This is a genomic window from Paracoccus broussonetiae, assembly GCF_031854425.1.
Classification (GTDB): domain Bacteria; phylum Pseudomonadota; class Alphaproteobacteria; order Rhodobacterales; family Rhodobacteraceae; genus Paracoccus; species Paracoccus broussonetiae.
In genome coordinates this window covers 23,178-41,601 of the sequence record NZ_JAVRQI010000006.1, presented here as the reverse complement: position 1 = coordinate 41,601, position 18,424 = coordinate 23,178, and the positions used below count along the sequence as shown (strand labels likewise).

Genomic DNA, 18,424 nt, shown 5'->3' with positions numbered 1-18,424 from the left:
GATGTCCCGACCGCCGATCCACCGTCCCGCCCCCTCGCCCCGCGGCGATGACAGCTATTTCGGTCCCGACTTCGCCGCGCTCGTCCAACTGGCCGAGGCCGTGGCCCGCGATGGCCACGGGATCGAGATCCCGGCCAAGGGTCGTGGCCTTGCCCGCACCTTGATCGAACTGCCCGCGCTGCTTGCGCATGTTCTTGGCGAACATCAGGGCCTGTATGCGCGAGAGGCCAATCTCGGCTCGGCCCTGTTGCCCGAGAACCTGTCGCGGCATGCAAGGCGGCTGGCCTATACCCCCGATCCCGGCGCGGCGGCGACCGGGCTTGCGGCCTTTACGGTCAAGCCCGGTTTGTCGGGCAGCCTGCCCAAGGGCTTCGCGCTTCAGACCTCTCCCTTGGGCGAGATCAAGGCCCGGACGCTGGAGACGCTGGCCGAGGCGCAGCTTGATGCGGGCTGGAACGCGATCCGACCCGCTGCCGCCGAGATCCTGCACCCGATGCAAGCCGATCGCGGCTATATCGAGATCCGGCTGAACAAGCGTCACGGGCTTGCCCGCGACGATGTCGTGGTGCTGGCCAATGTTCGCCGCACCGGGGTCTTTCGGGTCGTCGATCCCTTGCCTGACGCATCCCCGCCCCGCCTCGCGCTGCGTCATGTCGGGGGCAGTCCCTATGCCGATACCGCGACAGCCGCCGATTGGGCGGGCGGCTTTCGGCTGCTGTGCCGCCCGCGGCATCAAAGCCGGGTCTTCGGCTGGAATGCCCCGCCGGGACTTTGGCCAGCTGCGGCGCTGGCCTCGCCTTCGACCTATGCGCCGCCCGCGACCACCGCCGCGGCAGGGACAGTTGCGCATGGGTACGAAAGCCCGGCCTCGGCTGCGTCGCGGCTGTTGTTGGCCGAACCGCTGGCGGGATCGATTGCCTCGCAACTGGCGGCCGTCGTCTCTCCCTCGGGCGCTGCCGTCTATTGGGTCGACCGCAATGACGAGGACATGGTGTCCTTTGTCCGGGGCGAGATCGTCGAGCAACCTCAGGTCAGCACCGCAACGGTGGACGGGCGCCCCGTCGTCACCGTCACCACCGTCAAGAAACTGGTCGAGACGCGGTTGTCCGCGCGGGTGGCAACGCTTGCGCTGAACATCCTGCCGGGCGCGATCACCCCGCGCAATTGGACCAGCTATCCGCTGGACGCGACCGTGCTGGCGGGATGGGCCGACGCGTTGGAGCTTTGGCCCACGATCCCGAACCCGGCGGCGTTGCAGCCAGAATTCGCCGTCATGGCGGATCTTTCGGCCATGCGTCCGGGCCGCCCCGCCATCCTGCGCCGCCTGTCGACCGGAGAAGCGCGCGAGGCCGTGATCGCCGCGCTGAAACCGCCGCCCGCAGGCCAGCAGGCCTGGACCCTGCGCCTGGAAATGCCGGGTGGTTTCCCATCGGGCTGGGCGGTCGGCGATGTCGAGCTGCTGGGCAACGTCATCCGCGTCAGCGACGGCGAAACCGTGACCGAAATCCTGGGCGGTTCGGACGGGGTCACTCCGCATCAGGGTTTTGCTCTCAAGAAGTCACCCGTGACCCGCCTGGCCGGTGCCGAAGGCAGCCAGATCGCGCTGGAAACCCGCGTCGATGGCGTGCTGTGGGATCTTGCCCCGGATTTCCACGCCCAAGCGGCCGAGGCCCGGATCCACAGCGTCGAGACCGATGCCAAGGGTGCGGTGACGGTCCGTTTCGGAGGCGAGGGACGCGGCGCGATCCCGCCATCCGGGCGGCGCAACATCACCGCGACCTATCGGCAGGGTCTGGGGGATGCGGGCAATGCCGGGCCGGGCCGGCTGAACCGGATCCGCCGCGCATCGCCGTTGCTGGACAGCGTCACCAACCCGTTGGCGATCGCGGGCGGAACCGATGCCGCCGGACCCGAGGATATCGCGCGCCAGGCGGTGCGGCCCGTCCGCGTCTTCGACCGCGCCGTTTCGGTCGAGGATCATGCCGATCTCGCGCTGCTTTTCCCCGGTATTGTCCGCGCCTCGGCCAGATGGCGGGACGGCACGGGGATCGAGTTGGTCGCCGCCGACGCGGCAGGCGCGGGCCCCGCCGATCCGGGCGCTTTTCTGGCGTTCATGGATGCGCGCCGCGATACCGGCATGGCGCTTCAGGTGCTGGCGCCGCAGGCGGTGGATGTCAGCCTTGGCCTGCGGGTCGAACGCGATCGCGCCTGGCTTGCCGAGGCGATTCGCCGCGCGGTCGAGGAAAGCTTGCTGGGCGGACCGGAGGACGCGGGGCTGTTCACCTTTGCCGGGCGCGATCTGTCCGCGCCGCAATCGCTGTCGGGGATCTATGCCCGGCTTCTGGCTTTGCCCGGCGTCGCGGCGGTCCATGCCAGCCGCTATGGGCTGACGGCCGGGATCAACAGCCACGCCGTCGCCGACATCGTTCATGCCAGCACGCGCCAGTGGCTGCGCCTGGCCCCCTCGGCGCTGGAAATCCAGATGGTCGAGCCGGACCTGCTGGACCGCGTGATGCCCGGAGGCGCGCCATGAGCTATCCCTATGATCGCGATCATCTGGACCGCACGCGCGAGCTGCTTTACGCGCTGATCCCCGAATTCCACAAGCGCCGCGACCGCGCGGCTGCCGTCGCGGTGCCACCCGAACCGCAAGAGCTTTACGGCCTGCTTGAAGCCCTTGCCGCGCCTCTTGCCGCCCTGCGCCAATCCGTCGAGGAGCTTTACGGAGACCTGTTCATCGAAACCGCGGGCGAAGCCGCCCTGCCTTCGCTTGCAGCCTCGATCGGGCTGGAACTGGTCTTTCGCGATGCCGAGGCCAACCGGCGCGACCTGGCCGCCGCGATCGGCTGGCGCAGGCGCAAGGGCACGCCCGCCATGCTTGAAGAAATGGGCCGCGTGCTGTTCGACCGGCAAGTGGCCCTGAAAGAAGGCTGGAAGGCCGTGCAGATGGTGCAGGATCTGAACATCCTGCGCGCCGAGCGGGTGATCGCGGACCTGCGCCCCGCCTCCGTGGCCGATCTTGCCGCCGGGCCGCTGGCCACCCTGATGCGGCTTTTCGATCCCCGTCCCATCACTGCGGACACAGGCCATGTCCATCCGCTGCATCTGGTGCATTGGGCCTTTCCGACCCAGTTCCAGCCCTTGCGCCGCGCCGCTTGCCACGAGTTGCCGGCGGGTGTCGGGGACCGCCGCTTTGCCTTCGACGCGGCCAATGACTGGCGCCCATTGCGGGTCAGGGCGACCGGCTTCGCCGACCGCCCCGGCAGCGACCGCGTCCCCGAGGGGCTGTTTGCCGAAGCCCCCGGCAACTGGTTCGGGGCCGAAGGGCGCTTCCAGGTCCGCCTGACCGGTGTGCCGGCCGCCGCGACCCGTCCGGCCGCGCCGGTCCCTCGCAATCCGGTCAGGGTGCGCGCCGACAATGCGCTGGGTCGTGGACCGGCCACCGTGGCGCTGATCGACGCGCAGACCCGCCGCTATTCCGGCCCGATCGAGATCGCGCTGGTGTCGGCCCCGCAGGCGGGCGGGCTTCCCGACCTGTCACAATCCGTCCTGCGGGGACGCGTCAGTGTCGGACCCGCAGGAGCTTCGGGCGCGGCGACGGGCGCCGGGAACGTGCCAGTCGATCACGTCATGCTGCTGCGCCTGACGCCCGAAGCGGGGGCGGCAAGCCGGATGCTGGGCGAGACCGTGATCGCCATCAGCGGCACGACGGCGAACGGCAGGCGGCGCGCGACCGATCCGGCGCTGGCGCAGGCGGGCTATCTGCGCGGCGCGCTGTACCTGCGCATCCCTGAACAGCGGATCCACGGTGCCCGCCACCTGTGGATCGCCGCTGACGGATCGCTGCACGAAGCCGAGGCGCCGGGGGCCGTCCCCCCGCTGCGCCCGCTGGAGGGGGGCGCGTTGCCTGCCCGCGCGCTTGTCTCGGCCCCGGTCGGCCCGGTCTGGCCCGAAGCGCCCGAAACCGCCCTGCGCACACCCTTTGCCCCCGCGCTGGCCGCGCCCGCCGCCGCGCCCGCAATCCTGCATGGGGGCGAGATCCTGCGCGCCAATGCGTCAGGCGTGATCAGCAGCGGCGCACGTTCCGCGCTGGTTCTGGCACTGTCCTTCTTTGCCGGGCAGCGCCGATTCATGCCGATGCTGCGCCTGACCTGGCAGGGACCCGATCCGCGCGCCGCGACATGGGCCGCCCTTGGTGCGAATGGCGCGCCGATCGCCGCCGCGTCCCTGCGGGCGCGCTTCGCGGAATTGGCCGAGACGGTGTCGGCCAACCCGTCGGACCTGGCGCTTGCGCTGCGTTACGAATGCGGGGTGGCGGGGGCGATCATGACGCCTTGCGAACTGGCCTTCACCGCCTACGATTCAAGCTCGGTGCTGATCAATCTGCCCGAGATGGTGGCTTCGGAAACCGCCGAGGCCGCGCCGGATGGCAGTGCCTTCTGGCCGCGGGGGCCGGCCCCGCTGGTCCGCCACAGCGTCGCCGTGCAGGCGGGCAGCGACGGTTCAAGCTGGATCGCCGGTACGACGACGCTGGCCCGCAAAAGCCTTGGCCCCGCCGCGCCCCTGCTGGCCGCTCGTCCCATGCGACGTCGCGAGGCTGGCTGGCGCAGGCTTTGTCCCTGGCGGAACGAGACGGCAGCGGATGTGCTTGAACCGACGCAGCCCGCGCGACTGGACATCGATCCCCGCTTTGGCCTGTTCGCGCTGAACCTGGCCGACGAGATCGTGCCCCATCCCAAGGCAACCGGGATTCCGGTTCCCGACCCGGTAACGGTCGACCTGGAAGAAGGGGCGACGATGCCCATCGGCGCGTTGCCCATCGACCATCGCCGTCACCTCGGGCTGCGCCCGGCACCGACGCGGCTGGTTTCGGCGCTTGGGCATCTGGGGCGGGATGCGCTGCCCGGTCTGGTCGGGTTGCCTTTGCATCGCAGCGTGGCGGCGGCGCTGGCGGCGGCCGCAGGCTCCGGCCTGCCCGACGAGGTGATCGAGATCGTCGATTCCGGGCTTTACCGCGCCGAGGCGCTGATCTGGCCCGCCGGACCGCGACAGCTCGAACTCAGGGCCGCGCCATTCCAGCGTCCGGTGTTGCAGATCGCGTCCTCAACCCCCGGCGCGGGCGGGTATGGCGCGCTGGTCCTGTCGGGCTTTGCGATCGATTCCGGGGCGCTGGATCTTGACCTGCCGTCAGCGCAGCAGGTCTCGCTGACATTCCTGTCCGTTTATGGGGCCGAGGCACGCCTGCGCCTGCGCCTGTTCGAAGCGACCGGTGCCGAGCGCGTGTCGATCCGGCGCTGCGCCCTTGGCCCCGTCTCGGTCGAGGATGCGGGCGAAATCGCGGTGCTCGACAGCATTCTTGCCGCCGGGAACGATACCAGCTTCGCCCTGTCGGCCCCCGCCGCGCGGCTGGATGCTGAACGCGCCACCTTTGCGGGACGGGTCGAGGTGGGCGAGGTCGAGCTGTCGGATTGCATCGTGACCGGGCGGCTTGATGCCCATGAACGCTTCCGGGGCTGCCTGCGCTATTCGCTGGTCGGGCCGGGCAGCCTGACACCGCGCCGCCACCGCGTGCTGGAGACCGATCCCGTGACCGGGCGGCCGATCCGGGTGCCCTTCGAAAGCCGCGATCGCCGCGACCCGGCCTGGCTGCGTTTGGAGCCACAAGGCGATCCCCGCATCCTTGCCGGTGCATCGGATGGCGGCGAGATGGGCGCCTTTGGCGCTGCCCGGCTGGGCGAACTTTACGGCGGGCTTGCCCGCAGGCTGTCCGAGCACACGCCCGCGGGGCTGCGCAGCGGGATCGTCACAAGACCCTGACGGGGAACAAGTGCGCGTTCCGGCCGTCCGGCCGGGGCGCAATGTCAGAAAGGGGAGTTCGGTCGATGGAAGGGGATTTCTCGCGCGGGCACAGGCCCGATGCCAAGCGCGGCCGCAGCTATCGGCGCGTGCTGGCGCGACAGGGCGCGCCGGTGCTGGACAGCGACCTGCATGCGCTGATGGACCTGTCCGACCGTCTGGACCGTCAGGGGATCACCCACCTGGCCTGCGACAGCGGTTCGGGAGATGCCGGGTTCCTGGTGACGCCGGGCCGCCTGCTGGCTTGCTTCGATCCCGTTCTGGGACAGCGTGCCCGGGTCACCGGGGGTGCGCATGCGACGCGTGACTTCTCGCGCAAGTATCTGGATCGCCTGCCGGGGCTGCGCATCAATGGCGGCGCGGGACAGGTGACGGTGCCGCTGCGCCTGCCCCTGTCGGCAGCGACGCCTTGCCGTGTCTGGTTGCGCGCTGATCAGGCGGTGACGGCCAGCATCGCGGGCAGTCCGGTCAACATTCCCGCCGGCGGCGACTATGCCCCCTTTGCCGTCACCCTGACCGGAAGCGAGATCATCCTGCTGCCCACCGCGCAGCCCTATTGGCTGGCCTTGGTCGAGACGCTTGCCCCCGCCGCAGTGCCCGCGCTGTTCAACTGGGCCGCCGGCAGCTATCAGGTCGGTGGTCTGATCGCCCCCGCAACCGAAGCGACCTGGCCCGCCCTGACCGGCCCGGCGGCCGAGGCGATGCAGGCCGCCTCGGCCAGCGCCGCGGGGGCGTTGACGGTTGCCTATCTGGAGCTGACCGAACGCGTCGTGACCGCCATCGAGGATCCAGGCCTGCGCGAACAGGCCCTTGGAACCGGACGCGAGACGACCGGTCGGACCGAGGTGCAGGCGCAAGTCAAGCTGGCGGCCGTCACCGGCCTGACCGATCCGGTCGCCATCGCCGCGGCCTTTGCCCAGGTGATCCAGCCGACGGGGCGCGTGACCTTTGGCACCGCCGCCGGGGCCGATGCCGCCGACCCCTGCGACCTGCCCGTTCCGGGCGGCTATAGCGGGACAGAAAACCGGCTTTACCGCCTTGTCGTCCATGAGGTGACGACCGGAGCGGGTGCGGTCACCCGCTTCAAGTGGTCACGGGACAATGCGGCGGGCCTTTGGTCCTGTTCCCTGATGCCGGACCAGCCCCCCGGCGCACTTGTCACCCATCTGCGGGTCGATGCGGCATCCCCCCTGCGCGCGGGCGATCTGGTCGAATTGCTGTCCGACGCGACCGAGCAGGGCGACAGTGCCCCGGCAACCCTTGCCGCCGCCGGGTTCAGGCGGGCGCGCCGGACTCAGGGGCGGCTGTTCCGGCTGGATGGCGGGGATGTCGTCGGCGGCTCGCTGCGCGAGTTCCTGCTGCTGGACCCGTTGACCGAGAACCCCACCGCCCCCTTCAGCCCCGCACCTTTCGGTGGCGCGGGGCTGAAGCTGCGGCTGTGGTCGGGCTTGCTGGAACGCCCAGGCACCGGCAATGCCGAGCTGGTCCTTGAACACGGCCTGACCGCGCAGATCACCGGTGAGTTCGAACAGGGCGACTGGTGGCAGGCCGAGGCCCGCGTGCTGGCCCCGCAGGCCAACGGCCCCGCTGTCACCACCGCGCATGGTCCCGAACGGCAATTCGCGCCGCTGGCCCTGCTTGAGCGCGCGGCGGCGGGAAATCCGATGATCCTGCGCGCCTGGCTGGATCGACGGTATCGCAAGCTTTGCGCCCAGGAAGCCGACCTGACCCGCTATGACGGCGAACGCGTGGGCACAGTCTCGGACACCGTGCAAGAGGCGCTGGACGAGCTTTTCCTGCGGCTATCGGATGGCTGCGGGGAAATCGCGGTGCCTCCGGGGGCCACGGTGCAGGCGGTGATCGACACGATCCCGGCCGGCGGCAGTGCGCGCATCTGCCTGAACGCGGGCACGCGCGACCTGACCGAGACCCTTATCATCGCGGACAAGGGCGACCTGATCGTCGGGGGCATCGGTCCCGGCACCCTGTTGCGCGGCAACCTGCGCCGCCTGATCCGGTTCGAACGCTGCCGCTCGGTCGATCTGCGCGACTTCGCGCTTGAGGCGCTGACCGGGGGATCGGGCGCGGTGCTGGACTTCGTGGATTGCGGAGAGGTTCGGCTGGAGACGATCCGCCTGCGGGCTGCCGGTCCGGCAGAGCCGGGTGCCTCGGCGATCCGCCAGGTCTCGGCCGCGGCGCGTCCGACGCGCAGTTTCTCGATGCGGGGCTGCGCGCTGAGCCTTGGGATGTATGACAGCGGCGTCACTGCCAGCGATCCGGGCCATGCCGACATCTCGGGCAACAGCATCGAAGTCCGCCCCGAGGCGATCACCTTCCTGAACGAGCTGGCACAGGGCGGCGAAATGCTGGTCGCGACCGGCGCCGTCCTGCTGGACCGGATCATGCTGCATGAAGGTGATGGCGGCTTCGACTTCGTCGGTGGCCCGGTCATCGGGATTTCGCTGGACCGGCCAACCTTTGCGCGGCTCGGCATCGCGATGGCGAACGGGATGTGGGGCAACCGGACGCTGTCCTTTGAAACCCATTCATCGCTGGACAGCCACCTGTGGGAACATCTGGCCGAGGTGAACCCCCCGCCCGGAGGCCAGAACGAGCCGCCCGAGACGATGGACGATTTCCTGCGCTTCTTCCGGCAGAACCTTGCCCTGCGCATGTTCGGGATCGGCGGATCCGCCACGATCCCCGCGGACCTGAATGGCAATTTCAACAACCTGCGCAGCGGACTGGTGGCCAGCAACCCGCAGCGCCACGGCCGCGCCGGAATCGTCGTCGCCATGAGCCGCGGTCCCAAGCGCGCCCTGTCGCGGGCCGAGCCGGTCGCAGCGCTTTACGCAAGCACCGACCCCGGTCAAAGCGCGCGCATCCAAGGCAACCGCGTTGCGGGCTTTGCGCAAGGGATCCGTGTCGCCGCATCGTCGTTCCTCGACCGCAGCAACTTCGTCTTTGTCCGCGATGTCGAGATTATGGACAACCAGATCTCGTTGCTGATGCCATGGCAGTCGCGCCAGCGCGGCGGCATCCGCGTCGGCCATGCCCTGTCGGCCCGGATCAACGGGAACCGCATCGTCGACCGGCTGTATCGCCCGCTGGCCGATAACGAGGCCCCGATCGGCCTTGATTCCGAAGGAATCCGGCTGTGGGGCTGGTACGGGCCATTGCTGGAGGTGCGGGGCAATTTCAGCCACGGAATGGCCTATGGCATCCGCTGGAACCGTCTTGGCGGGCTGGAACCGTCATGGGGCCGCCCGGACCGTTTCGTGCGCGCATTTGCCGACAACGCCTATTCTGGGATGGGCCAGCCCAGCGAACCCACGACCCTGCCCTGACCGGAGATTTGCTTTGGAGCGCGCGGCCCGAAATGTTAGACTGAATCAGACCCGGACCCGAGTGATCGTGTTCGTGTCATGTGGTCGGCGTCCGCCGAAGGGTTCAAGTCCCTGGGAGAGGTTCTGGCTCCGGCCCGGACCTCTCTCGCGTTCAGCGCCCCGGCCATCCGCGCGAAACGGAGCCGGCAGATGAAATCGGCCCAATCCGCCCAGATGCAAAAGGCAACCAGCGCCGAATCCTCGGGCGGCAGCCGGATGCAGGCGGGACCGGCCCAACTTCCTGAAACGGCCACGCCCGTGCTGACCGGCCTGCAACGCGGGCTGACCGGTGGCGCGCCCCTGCCCATGGGACTGCGCAGCCGGATGGAGGCGGGGTATGGCACCTCGCTGGCCGATGTTCGTGTCCATACGGGGGCCGAGGCCGTGCACGCGACCGGCACCCTGCGCGCCGAGGCGCTGACCAGCGGCAACCACATTGCCTTTGCCCCCGGCCGCTACCGACCCGGATCGGCGTCGGGCGACGGGCTGATCGCGCATGAACTGGCCCATGTGATCCAGCAGCGCCATTCCGGCGGCGGCGGCGCTGTGCAGGCACGATCGCAGGTTTCGAACCCCGGAGAGGCGGCCGAGGTTTCGGCGGACCGGGCTGCGGCAACGGTGCTGTCGGGCGGGCGCGCGCAGGTCGGTGCGGCGGGCCAGTCCCTGCGCGGCCAGATCATGCGTCGCGCCTTGCCCGGCACCGCGTCCCTGTCGCTGTCGCCGGCCATGACGCTTGCCCCGTCTCGCCCCGGTGCCGTCGCGCCGGGTGCGGGCAGCGTTCTGACCCCGGCCATGACTGCACAGGTCTCGGCCGCGGGTGGACAGGTCACCGGCCTTCAACGTCCCGACAAGGACAAGACGAAGGCCAAGGGGGATGCCGCCACCCCGGCGACCGCGTCCGCGACCGCAAAGGCACCCGATGACGCCCAGACCGCGCGCGGCGAAAACGCCGCCGAAGCCGCGCCTGACCCCTCGGTCGCGGTGGCGGGCGCCACGGCAGGCGCGGGCGAGGCTGCTCCGGACGCCAAGAAAAAGAAGAAGCGCGACGGCAAGGGCCGCGGCAAGAAAGGCGAGGGTGAAGCCGCCAAGGGCGAAGGCGCCGCAGCCATGGCCGGGGGCGGCGGCGGGCCTGTCGCACGCGGCGGTGGCGGCGGTCGCCGCAAGCGCTTCGGCCAGAACTTGGGCGACCGTGGCGAACCGGCGGCGGACGAAGCCCGCCAGCGCCTGACGACCCGCGCCCAGTCCCTGCGCGTGAACGAGGGCGCAGGATCGCGCATCGGGGCAGCCCGCGCAGCTGCCGAGCCTGCCCCGACCGCTGCCGAAGCCGACGGCCAGCGCCAGCAGGCGGGAACACTGGCCGAGGCGACGATCACCTCTCCGGATGCCGCAGGGGCCGCGCAGCGCGCGCAATCGGCGCTGGCCTCGGTCGCGCCGACTACCATTGAGGAGCTGGACAATTTCGCCGGTCCCGGCGGTGCGGGAACCCGCGACCAGCTGGCCCAAAGCATCGCCGCCGATGCGGGCCAGCAGGCCGCTCCGGTGCGGGATTCGATGTCGCAGGTGGGCACGCCCCCCATGGGCGCCGAGCCACCAGCCGCGGTGCCCCAGCCCGAGCCCATGGGCGCGCCGGGCAGTGCCGACCCGGCCCTTGCCGCCGCCGCGCCCCCGCCAGTGCCCGAGGAATCGCTCGACGCGTCCGAGTTCAAGGAGGATGCCGATCAGGCCCTGTCTGAACATGACGTTGACGACGCGACCCTGACCCGCGCCGACGAAGGCCCCCTGCACGCCATCGGCGAGGACAAGAAGGAGCTGAACGAAAACGTGGATGGGGCCTCGACCGAGGCGCGGATGACCGAAAGCGGCGCCACCGCCGAGGCGCAGGGTGGTCTGACTGCGACCGAGGGCGAATCCGTCGGCGCGATGACGGGCCAGCGCCATGCCTCACAAGGCGCAGTCAGCGCCGAACAGACCGGCACCCGGGGCGGTGAGGAAACCGGCCACCGCACGTTGGCCGAGCAGATCAGCGGCATCTATGCCACGGCGGAAGGTCAGGTGAACGACAAGCTCGCCTCGCTTCAGAATGACGCGGTGCAATCCTTCCGCGAAAGGCAGGGTCAGCGGCTTGAGGCCTTTGCCGCGGGCGTCCGGGCCGAACTGGACGCCTTCAAGAGCCGCCGCTATCGCGGGCTGCGCGGCCTTTACTATCGCGGTCGCGACTGGGTCCTGTCGATCAATAGCCTGTCCGAGGTCAAGGCGCTCTACGACCGCAACCGCAGCGCCTATATCGCCGATATCGATGCGCTTCTGGTCGAGATCAAGGATGGCATCCAGAAGACGATCGACGGCTGCAAGACCACATTGGCCGAGGCCAAGGCCAGCATTGACCAGCTTGTTTCGGACAATCACGGCAAGCTTGACACCGACGCACAGGCGGCACTGGAACGCGCCCGCAACCAGTTCGCCGCGATGGAGCAACGGATCGAAACCACGCGTCGCAGCGCGCTGGCCGCCCTTGATCGCGAACGCGACCGCGCGATCCGCGAAATGGACGCGAAGCTGGCCGAAATCCAGGCCGAGAATGCGGGGCTTGTCGACCGCATCGCCGCCGCGATCAAGGCCTTGGCCGAGCTTCTGGGCAAGTTCATGCGGCTGCTGGCCCGAGTCACCCGCATGGGGATCGGGGCCTTCCTGTCCGCCGCAGGAAGCCAGGCCAAGGAGGGCGTCAGGAACAATCTGTGGGATTCCCTGAAGGAAGCGTTCAAGGAATGGTTCTTCAACAAGGTTCCCGGCCTGCAGCTGCTGATGAACCTGCCTCCGAACTGGGTCGAGATGCTGACCACGCTGGCAAGCAGCATGATCGGCCTGATCACCGAAAACCTGCCCCTGATGCTGCCGGCGATCGGCGTCGCGGCGATGACGTGGATGGCCACCCAACTGGCGCTGAAGCTGATCCCCGGCGCGGGGGCGATCATGGCGGTGATCGATGCGATCAAGGCGGCCTGGGCGCTGGTGCAATCGCTGTTCTCGGCTGCCTCGGCCTTCTTCGAATTCGTCATGCAGGTTGCCGCGCCCGGCAATGGCGCGGCGGCTTTCGCGCGCGCACTGGCGCATGGCATCGTCGCGGCGGTCGACATGGTGCTGACCTTCCTGGGCATAGATGCGCTGATCGGGCGGATCATCGGGGCCATCGCGCGGCCCTTCAAGGGGATCATCGCGCGCATCCAGCAGCGTTTCCGCGCCTTCATGTCACGGCGGCGGCAGCGCAGCGAAAGGCGGCGTGGCGGCGACAAGCGCCGGCGGCGCAGGGACGATGGCGACGACCGGGGCGGGAATGCCAATGACCGCCGCCGCGCGCGGGCGCAGGCGGACCGGGACCGCCACGAATCCGACCGGCGCAAGCGCGACCGCGAACGTAGCGAAGACCCTCGCAAGAAGCGCGAGACCGATGCCGAGCGCCGCCGCAAGCGCGAAGAGGACGAGGCCCGCCGTCGCCGCGAACGCCGGGACGAGGCCGTGCGGGCCATCGGTCCGCCGCTGGGCAGCCTGCTGTCCAAGGGGGTCTCGCGCCTGCGGCTGGGCGTCCAGCTGGGCCTGTGGCGCCTGCGTCACCGCCTGCGCAAGCTGTCGCTTGAGGACAGCCGCGTCGTGGCCGGGAACAGCGATGACGTGACCGTCCGTCAGGTCCTGCGCGACAATCCCGAAGCGGTGCGCCGCATGGTCCATGACATCGGCAAGAGACGCTTCCAGCAGTCCAAGGGTCGGGTCGGCGCAGGGGGACCGCCCCATTCCGTCCCGGCTGGCGGCCAGCCCGAGGATCTGGGCGCGAGCCTTGACATGCGTCCGGTCGTGCCGGGCAAACCCGGCCGCCTCCAGGGCAAGGCCCCGATCCCGATCCAGGTTGGCGGCACGGCGGTCGGCGCGCATCAGCAGCCTGGCCTTTTGGGCAGCGACGCCGCGCGCCGCAATATCTTCATCGACGATATCGGCCGCTATCCCGAGATCGGCGAGGCTCTGACTAAGGCGGGCATGAGCGGTCCGCAAGCGGCCGAGGCGCTTATGGCGGCGGCCAAGCCCGGCGGTCCGGGCGCGCAGGCCCCGCTTTTCGCGCTGCTGTTCGGGCGCGAGGTGCTGCAATCCAGCAATGCCTCGGCCACCTCGCCCTTGGCGCTGCACCTGATGCAGCAGGGAGTCGCGCCCGCGACGCTGTTCGGAAACAAGGCAAGTCCCTCGGTCGCGGCCAATCTGTTCCCGGCCGAGAAGCTCAACCCCGAGCTGGGCAGCACGGGGTGGCAGCCCGGCGGCAATATCTTCCCGCCCTCGATGCTCAAGGCGGCCGAAGCAGGCCGCAATGCCGACACGGTGGCCACGGGCGGATCGCTGAACCTGAACACCGTTCCGGGCCAGCTTGGCCAAGCCTATATGATGCGCGAGATCGAGATGGTCTATCTGGCGGTGCGCAACATGGAGTTCAGCGACACAGCCGGTCTGCAGCGCGAGATCGAGCGCCTTTTCGACATGATCAGCAAATCACAGGTGATCCAGCCATGAGCCTTTTCCTTGCCGCCATCGGGCCGATGGGCCAGCCGGAAACCACGGCGTGGTTCCTGTTTCCGGGCGACCCGGACCGTCCCGTGGTGGTTGCCCCGACCCTGGCCGAGGCGATGCCCGAATTGCAGGACATCGCGCAGGGGCGCAGCATCCATTGCGAACCGCAGCTGGCAGGGAATGGGCTGGATCCCGCACCCTGGGGCGAACCCGCCCGGTCGGATTTCGCGGTCATCGCGCTGGATATCGAAAATCCCGACACCATGGCCCGGATCGAGGATGCGCTGCTGGTCGGTCGTTTCTGCCAGGCCTTCGCCGCACTTTGCGACCGTGTCGCACGCGGCTGGCCGCAGGACGAACGCCTGCTGGCACTGGACATCCCCGGACGTGGCGCGCGCTTTGCGATGATTGTCGAGGGGCCGGGACTGGTCATTCTTGACGACACCAGCCGCCCCGATGCCGAGGAGCTGTCGGCGCTGGACGGGTTGGCGGCGGTGCTGGGACGCGGTCACCCGGCCGTGGAAAGTGCCTTCGGACGTGCCTTTGGCCTTTCGGGCATCCCCCAGCCCTTCCAGCTTCACGCGGGTGACAAGCGCCCGGTCAACGAGGCCGACCTTGCCCTGCTGACCGAGGCGCTGACCGCCGCCTCTCGACTGGACCCCGGCGCCGCGGAGCCTGGGGAAAGCCGCGGCAACGGCCTGACCGCGCAAATCGTCCCCGCGGGCTGATCCGCGGCCCCGACGCGGTGCCGGAACCGCAGTACTGGGACCGAGATCCGCTTCCTTAAGCCAGTGCCGCCTGACCCTGACCGCCGGCCGCAAGGACCGGACCTGCATCAAGATCCAGCAGGCTGCGGACCAGCGGGTGATGCGGGTCGGCCAGTCCGTCTACGACGGTGAAGTGGTGGCGGTCCGGCTCTTCCACCGCCTCGGTCGCGGCGCCAAGTCCCAGCCACAGGTTGGCCAGCAGCGCGGACTGGCGACGGAACTCAGAAGTTTCGCCCGCACCGACCCAGCAGGTGATGCGGGTGCCGGGAGCCGGGTCCAGAAGCGCCGGGCTTTCCGCCAGCACCTCAGTCTCGTCCAGCCGCAATGTGTCGGCCCGCCAGATCCGGCGCAGCGGGCGCAGATCATGGATGCCCGAGATCGAAACCACCTTTCCGATCCGCGATTGCACGTCCGGGGTCAGCGGCGCGCCCGCGCAGACCATCCGACTGGCCAGGTGCCCGCCCGCCGAGTGGCCGGCCAGCGCGATCGGCCCCGCCACCTGACCCGCGGCCAGGGTGATTGCCGCCGCCACCTGCGCGGTGATTTCTGAAATCCTCACCTGCGGGCAAAGATCGTATTCCGGCATCGCGACTGCATAGCCATGGGCCAGCGGTCCGCCTGCAAGATGCGACCAGTAGCTGCGGTCCAGATGCATCCAGAACCCGCCGTGAACAAAGACGACCAGCCCGCGCGGCGCGCCTTCGGGCAGGAACAGGTCAAGCCGGTTGCGCGGCCCCGCCCCATAGGCAAGGCCCAGACGTGCCCGCCCCAAAGCGGCCATCGTTTCGCGGAATTTGCGGGACGGTTCGACCCAGCGTTCGGGCCAGGATTCTCCGTCGGCAATGTTCCCGGTATTTTCGTAGACCGCATCCCAATCGACGATCTTGCGCAGCATGTTACCCTCCTCCGGCCCCCACCGGCTTTGCCTTGACGCGTGGACAGGCCGGGTTTCTTCTGGGCACGGCACTGTATTTTGGCAAATGCCCGAAACGGCAAGGGCGGAAGCGAGGAAAGATGACTGACACCACCCAGGATGCCTCGGCCCTGATCGATGGCCGCGTCCGCGAACTGGACGACTGGCGCGGTGAGACGCTGGCCCACATGCGCACGCTGATCCTGTCCTGCGACCCCGAGATCGTCGAGGAATGGAAATGGCGCGGCGTCCCGGTCTGGTCGCGCGGTGGCATCATCTGCACAGGGGAAACCTACAAGGCCGTCGTGAAGCTGACCTTTGCCAAGGGCGCGTCGCTTGACGACCCGGCCCGGCTCTTCAATGCCAGTCTTGAGGGGAACACGCGCCGCGCCATCGACCTGCACGAAGGCGCACGGATAGACGAAGCCGCGTTCAGGGATCTGGTCAACGCGGCAATCGCATTGAACCTGTCCCGCAAGCGCAAGGGATAGTCCCCGACGCCGCAGAAAAGGAAAGGGCGCGGACCCTGGCCCGCGCCCCCCTGTCTAATCAGGCCTTCTTCACGTCGAAGCGGTCTGCATTCATCACCTTGCTCCAGGCACGGCCGAAATCAGCGACGAACTTCGCTTTCGCGTCGTCCTGGGCATAGACTTCGGCAATCGCCCGCAGCTGCGAGTTCGAGCCGAAGACCAGATCGACGCGGGACGCAGTCCATTTCTGGGCGCCAGTCTTGCGGTCGGTGCCGTCGAACACGTCCTGCGCATCCGATTGGGCCTTCCACACCGTGTCCATGCCCAGCAGGTTGACGAAGAAGTCATTCGTCAGCTGGCCCGGACGGCTGGTCAGGACGCCATGCGCGGTGCCGCCGTAATTGGCGTTCAGCGCGCGCAGGCCACCCAGCAGGACGGTCATTTCGGGCGCGGTCAGCTTCAGCAACTGGGCGCGATCGATCAGCAGCTCTTCGGCCGCGACCGAGAATTGCTTGCGCTGATAGTTGCGGAAGCCATCAGCCAGCGGCTCCATCCAGTCGAAGCTTTCGACATCGGTCTGTTCCTGCGTGGCGTCACCACGGCCGGCGGCGAAGGGCAGCGCAAGATCATGACCGGCGGCCTTGGCGGCAGCTTCGACCGCCGCATCGCCCGCCAGCACGATCAGGTCGGCCAGCGAGACCTTCTTCGCGCCCTTGGCGTCGAATTCGGCCTTGATGCCTTCCAGTACCGACAGGACACGGGCCAGCTGCTCGGGCTGGTTCGCTTCCCAGTCCTTCTGCGGGGCCAGACGGATGCGGGCACCATTGGCGCCGCCACGATAATCCGAACCGCGGAAGGTCGAAGCCGAGGCCCAGGCGGTCTGGATCAGTTCGGACGCGGTCAGGCCAGAGGCCAGGGCCTTCGCCTTCAGATCGGCGATGTCGGCGGCGTCGACCAGCGGATGAGCGGCCGCGGGGATCGGGTCTTGCCAGATCAGGTCTTCGGACGGAACCTCCGGGCCCAGATACAGGACTTTCGGCCCCATGTCGCGGTGGGTCAGCTTGAACCACGCGCGGGCAAAGGCGTCGGCAAACTCTTCCGGGTTTTCATAGAAGCGGCGCGAGATCTTTTCATAGATCGGATCGAAGCGCAGCGACAGGTCGGTGGTCAGCATCGAGGGCGCGATCCGCTTGGACGGATCATGCGCGTCCGGCACGGTGCCGGCCCCGGCGCCATCCTTGGGCTTCCACTGATGCGCGCCAGCGGGCGATTTGGTCAGCTCCCATTCATATTCGAACAGGTTGCGGAAGAAGCCATGGCTCCATTGCGTCGGGTTCTGGGTCCAGACGACTTCCAGCCCGGACGAGATCGCGTCGCCGCCCGAACCCGAACCAAAGGAACTGCTCCAGCCAAAGCCCTGCAACTCGATCGCCGAGCCTTCGGGGTCCGCGCCGACATGGGTCGCCTCGCCCGCGCCGTGGGTCTTGCCGAAGGTGTGGCCACCCGCGATCAGCGCGACGGTTTCCTCGTCGTTCATGGCCATGCGGCCAAAGGTCTCGCGGATGTCCTTGGCCGCAGCAAGCGGATCGGGATTGCCGTCGGGCCCTTCCGGATTGACGTAGATCAGGCCCATCTGCACGGCGGCCAGCGGGCTTTCCAGCTCACGCTCGCCGGAGTAACGGCTGCCTTTCGAACCGCTCAGCGCCAGCCATTCGACTTCCGAACCCCAGTAGATGTCTTCCAGCGGTTCCCAGACGTCGGGACGGCCGCCACCGAAGCCGAAGGTCTTGAAGCCCATCGATTCCAGCGCGACGTTGCCGGTCAGGATCAGCAGGTCGGCCCAGCTGAGGCTGTTGCCGTATTTCTGCTTGATCGGCCAGATCAGGCGGCGCGCCTTGTCAAGGTTGACGTTGTCCGGCCAAGAGTTCAGCGGCGCGAAGCGCTGCGCGCCCGCGCGTGCGCCACCGCGGCCATCGGCGGTGCGATAGGTCCCGGCGCTGTGCCACGCCATGCGGATGAAAAGCGGACCGTAATGGCCCCAGTCGGCCGGCCACCAGTCCTGGCTGTCGGTCATCACCTTGCGCAGGTCAGCCTTGACGGCTTCCAGATCCAGCTTCTTGAATTCCTCGGCATAGTCGAACGCCTCGCCCAGCGGGTTCAGGGCGACGTTGTCCTGATGCAGGATCTTCAGGTTCAGCTGGTTCGGCCACCATTCGCGGTTCGACCGGGCATCGGCCCGCGTGTTGCGATTGGTTCCATGCATGACGGGGCAACCGCCCCCGGTTTTCACGATCTTGTCGTCCATGGCACTTTCCTTCGGCTATCTGGCGACCTTGGCGCGCTGCCGGGTTGGCGGCGGCTTCGGGTGACTCGCGCTTCGAAGACGTTATTAGCCCATTGCAACGATTAGATTAATTTCTAATGTCTAATGATCTTGATAACGGGCGGTTATGTCGCAGCGATGACGGTCCCCGAAGGGGCCGCCGG

8 protein-coding genes are annotated in these 18,424 nt (G+C 68.7%); 6 read left to right on the top strand and 2 right to left on the bottom strand.

Going from position 1 to position 18,424, the window contains the following annotated elements:
• Window position 1: 1 nt before the first annotated feature.
• From RM190_RS09005 to RM190_RS08985, 5 genes are all read left to right on the top strand, one after another.
• On the top strand, window positions 2-2,533 hold the full coding sequence (locus tag RM190_RS09005; protein WP_311759089.1) for a hypothetical protein: 2,532 nt from the start codon (window positions 2-4) through the stop codon (window positions 2,531-2,533).
• Window positions 2,530-5,817, top strand: a complete 3,288-nt coding sequence (locus tag RM190_RS09000) for a phage tail protein (protein ID WP_311759088.1) — start codon at window positions 2,530-2,532, stop codon at window positions 5,815-5,817. The genes RM190_RS09005 and RM190_RS09000 overlap by 4 nt, the downstream gene beginning before the upstream one ends.
• Window positions 5,818-5,882: 65 nt before the next feature.
• The gene (locus tag RM190_RS08995) at window positions 5,883-9,203 is read left to right on the top strand and encodes a hypothetical protein (protein WP_311759087.1); all 3,321 of its coding nucleotides are present in this window, start codon (window positions 5,883-5,885) and stop codon (window positions 9,201-9,203) included.
• 189 nt (window positions 9,204-9,392) lie between these two features.
• Window positions 9,393-13,790, top strand: coding sequence for an eCIS core domain-containing protein (locus RM190_RS08990; protein WP_311759086.1), 4,398 nt, complete (start codon window positions 9,393-9,395; stop codon window positions 13,788-13,790).
• Window positions 13,787-14,515 carry a hypothetical protein gene (locus tag RM190_RS08985; RefSeq protein WP_311759085.1) on the top strand — a complete coding sequence of 243 codons (729 nt, stop codon included), beginning with the start codon at window positions 13,787-13,789 and terminating at the stop codon, window positions 14,513-14,515. Before RM190_RS08990 ends, RM190_RS08985 begins: the two co-directional genes overlap by 4 nt.
• 55 nt (window positions 14,516-14,570) lie before the next feature.
• Here RM190_RS08985 and RM190_RS08980 read toward each other — a convergent pair whose 3' ends face one another.
• Window positions 14,571-15,449: an alpha/beta hydrolase gene (locus RM190_RS08980; RefSeq protein ID WP_311759084.1), complete on the bottom strand. Its 879-nt coding sequence runs from the start codon at window positions 15,447-15,449 to the stop codon at window positions 14,571-14,573.
• 119 nt (window positions 15,450-15,568) lie between these two features.
• Between RM190_RS08980 and RM190_RS08975 the strand changes: the two genes are divergently transcribed.
• Window positions 15,569-15,958: a DUF1801 domain-containing protein gene (locus RM190_RS08975; protein WP_311759083.1), complete on the top strand. Its 390-nt coding sequence runs from the start codon at window positions 15,569-15,571 to the stop codon at window positions 15,956-15,958.
• Window positions 15,959-16,016: 58 nt separating this feature from the next.
• Here RM190_RS08975 and katG read toward each other — a convergent pair whose 3' ends face one another.
• The gene (gene katG / locus RM190_RS08970) at window positions 16,017-18,242 is read right to left on the bottom strand and encodes a catalase/peroxidase HPI (protein WP_311759082.1); all 2,226 of its coding nucleotides are present in this window, start codon (window positions 18,240-18,242) and stop codon (window positions 16,017-16,019) included.
• Window positions 18,243-18,424: the final 182 nt, after the last annotated feature.

Coding starts and splice junctions, on each gene's coding strand:
- RM190_RS09005 (WP_311759089.1), top strand. CDS start 2: ATGTCCCGACCGCCGATCCACCGTCCCGCCCCCTCGCCCCGCGGCGAT.
- katG (WP_311759082.1), bottom strand. CDS start 18,242: ATGGACGACAAGATCGTGAAAACCGGGGGCGGTTGCCCCGTCATGCAT.
- RM190_RS08975 (WP_311759083.1), top strand. CDS start 15,569: ATGACTGACACCACCCAGGATGCCTCGGCCCTGATCGATGGCCGCGTC.
- RM190_RS08985 (WP_311759085.1), top strand. CDS start 13,787: ATGAGCCTTTTCCTTGCCGCCATCGGGCCGATGGGCCAGCCGGAAACC.
- RM190_RS08980 (WP_311759084.1), bottom strand. CDS start 15,449: ATGCTGCGCAAGATCGTCGATTGGGATGCGGTCTACGAAAATACCGGG.
- RM190_RS08995 (WP_311759087.1), top strand. CDS start 5,883: ATGGAAGGGGATTTCTCGCGCGGGCACAGGCCCGATGCCAAGCGCGGC.
- RM190_RS08990 (WP_311759086.1), top strand. CDS start 9,393: ATGAAATCGGCCCAATCCGCCCAGATGCAAAAGGCAACCAGCGCCGAA.
- RM190_RS09000 (WP_311759088.1), top strand. CDS start 2,530: ATGAGCTATCCCTATGATCGCGATCATCTGGACCGCACGCGCGAGCTG.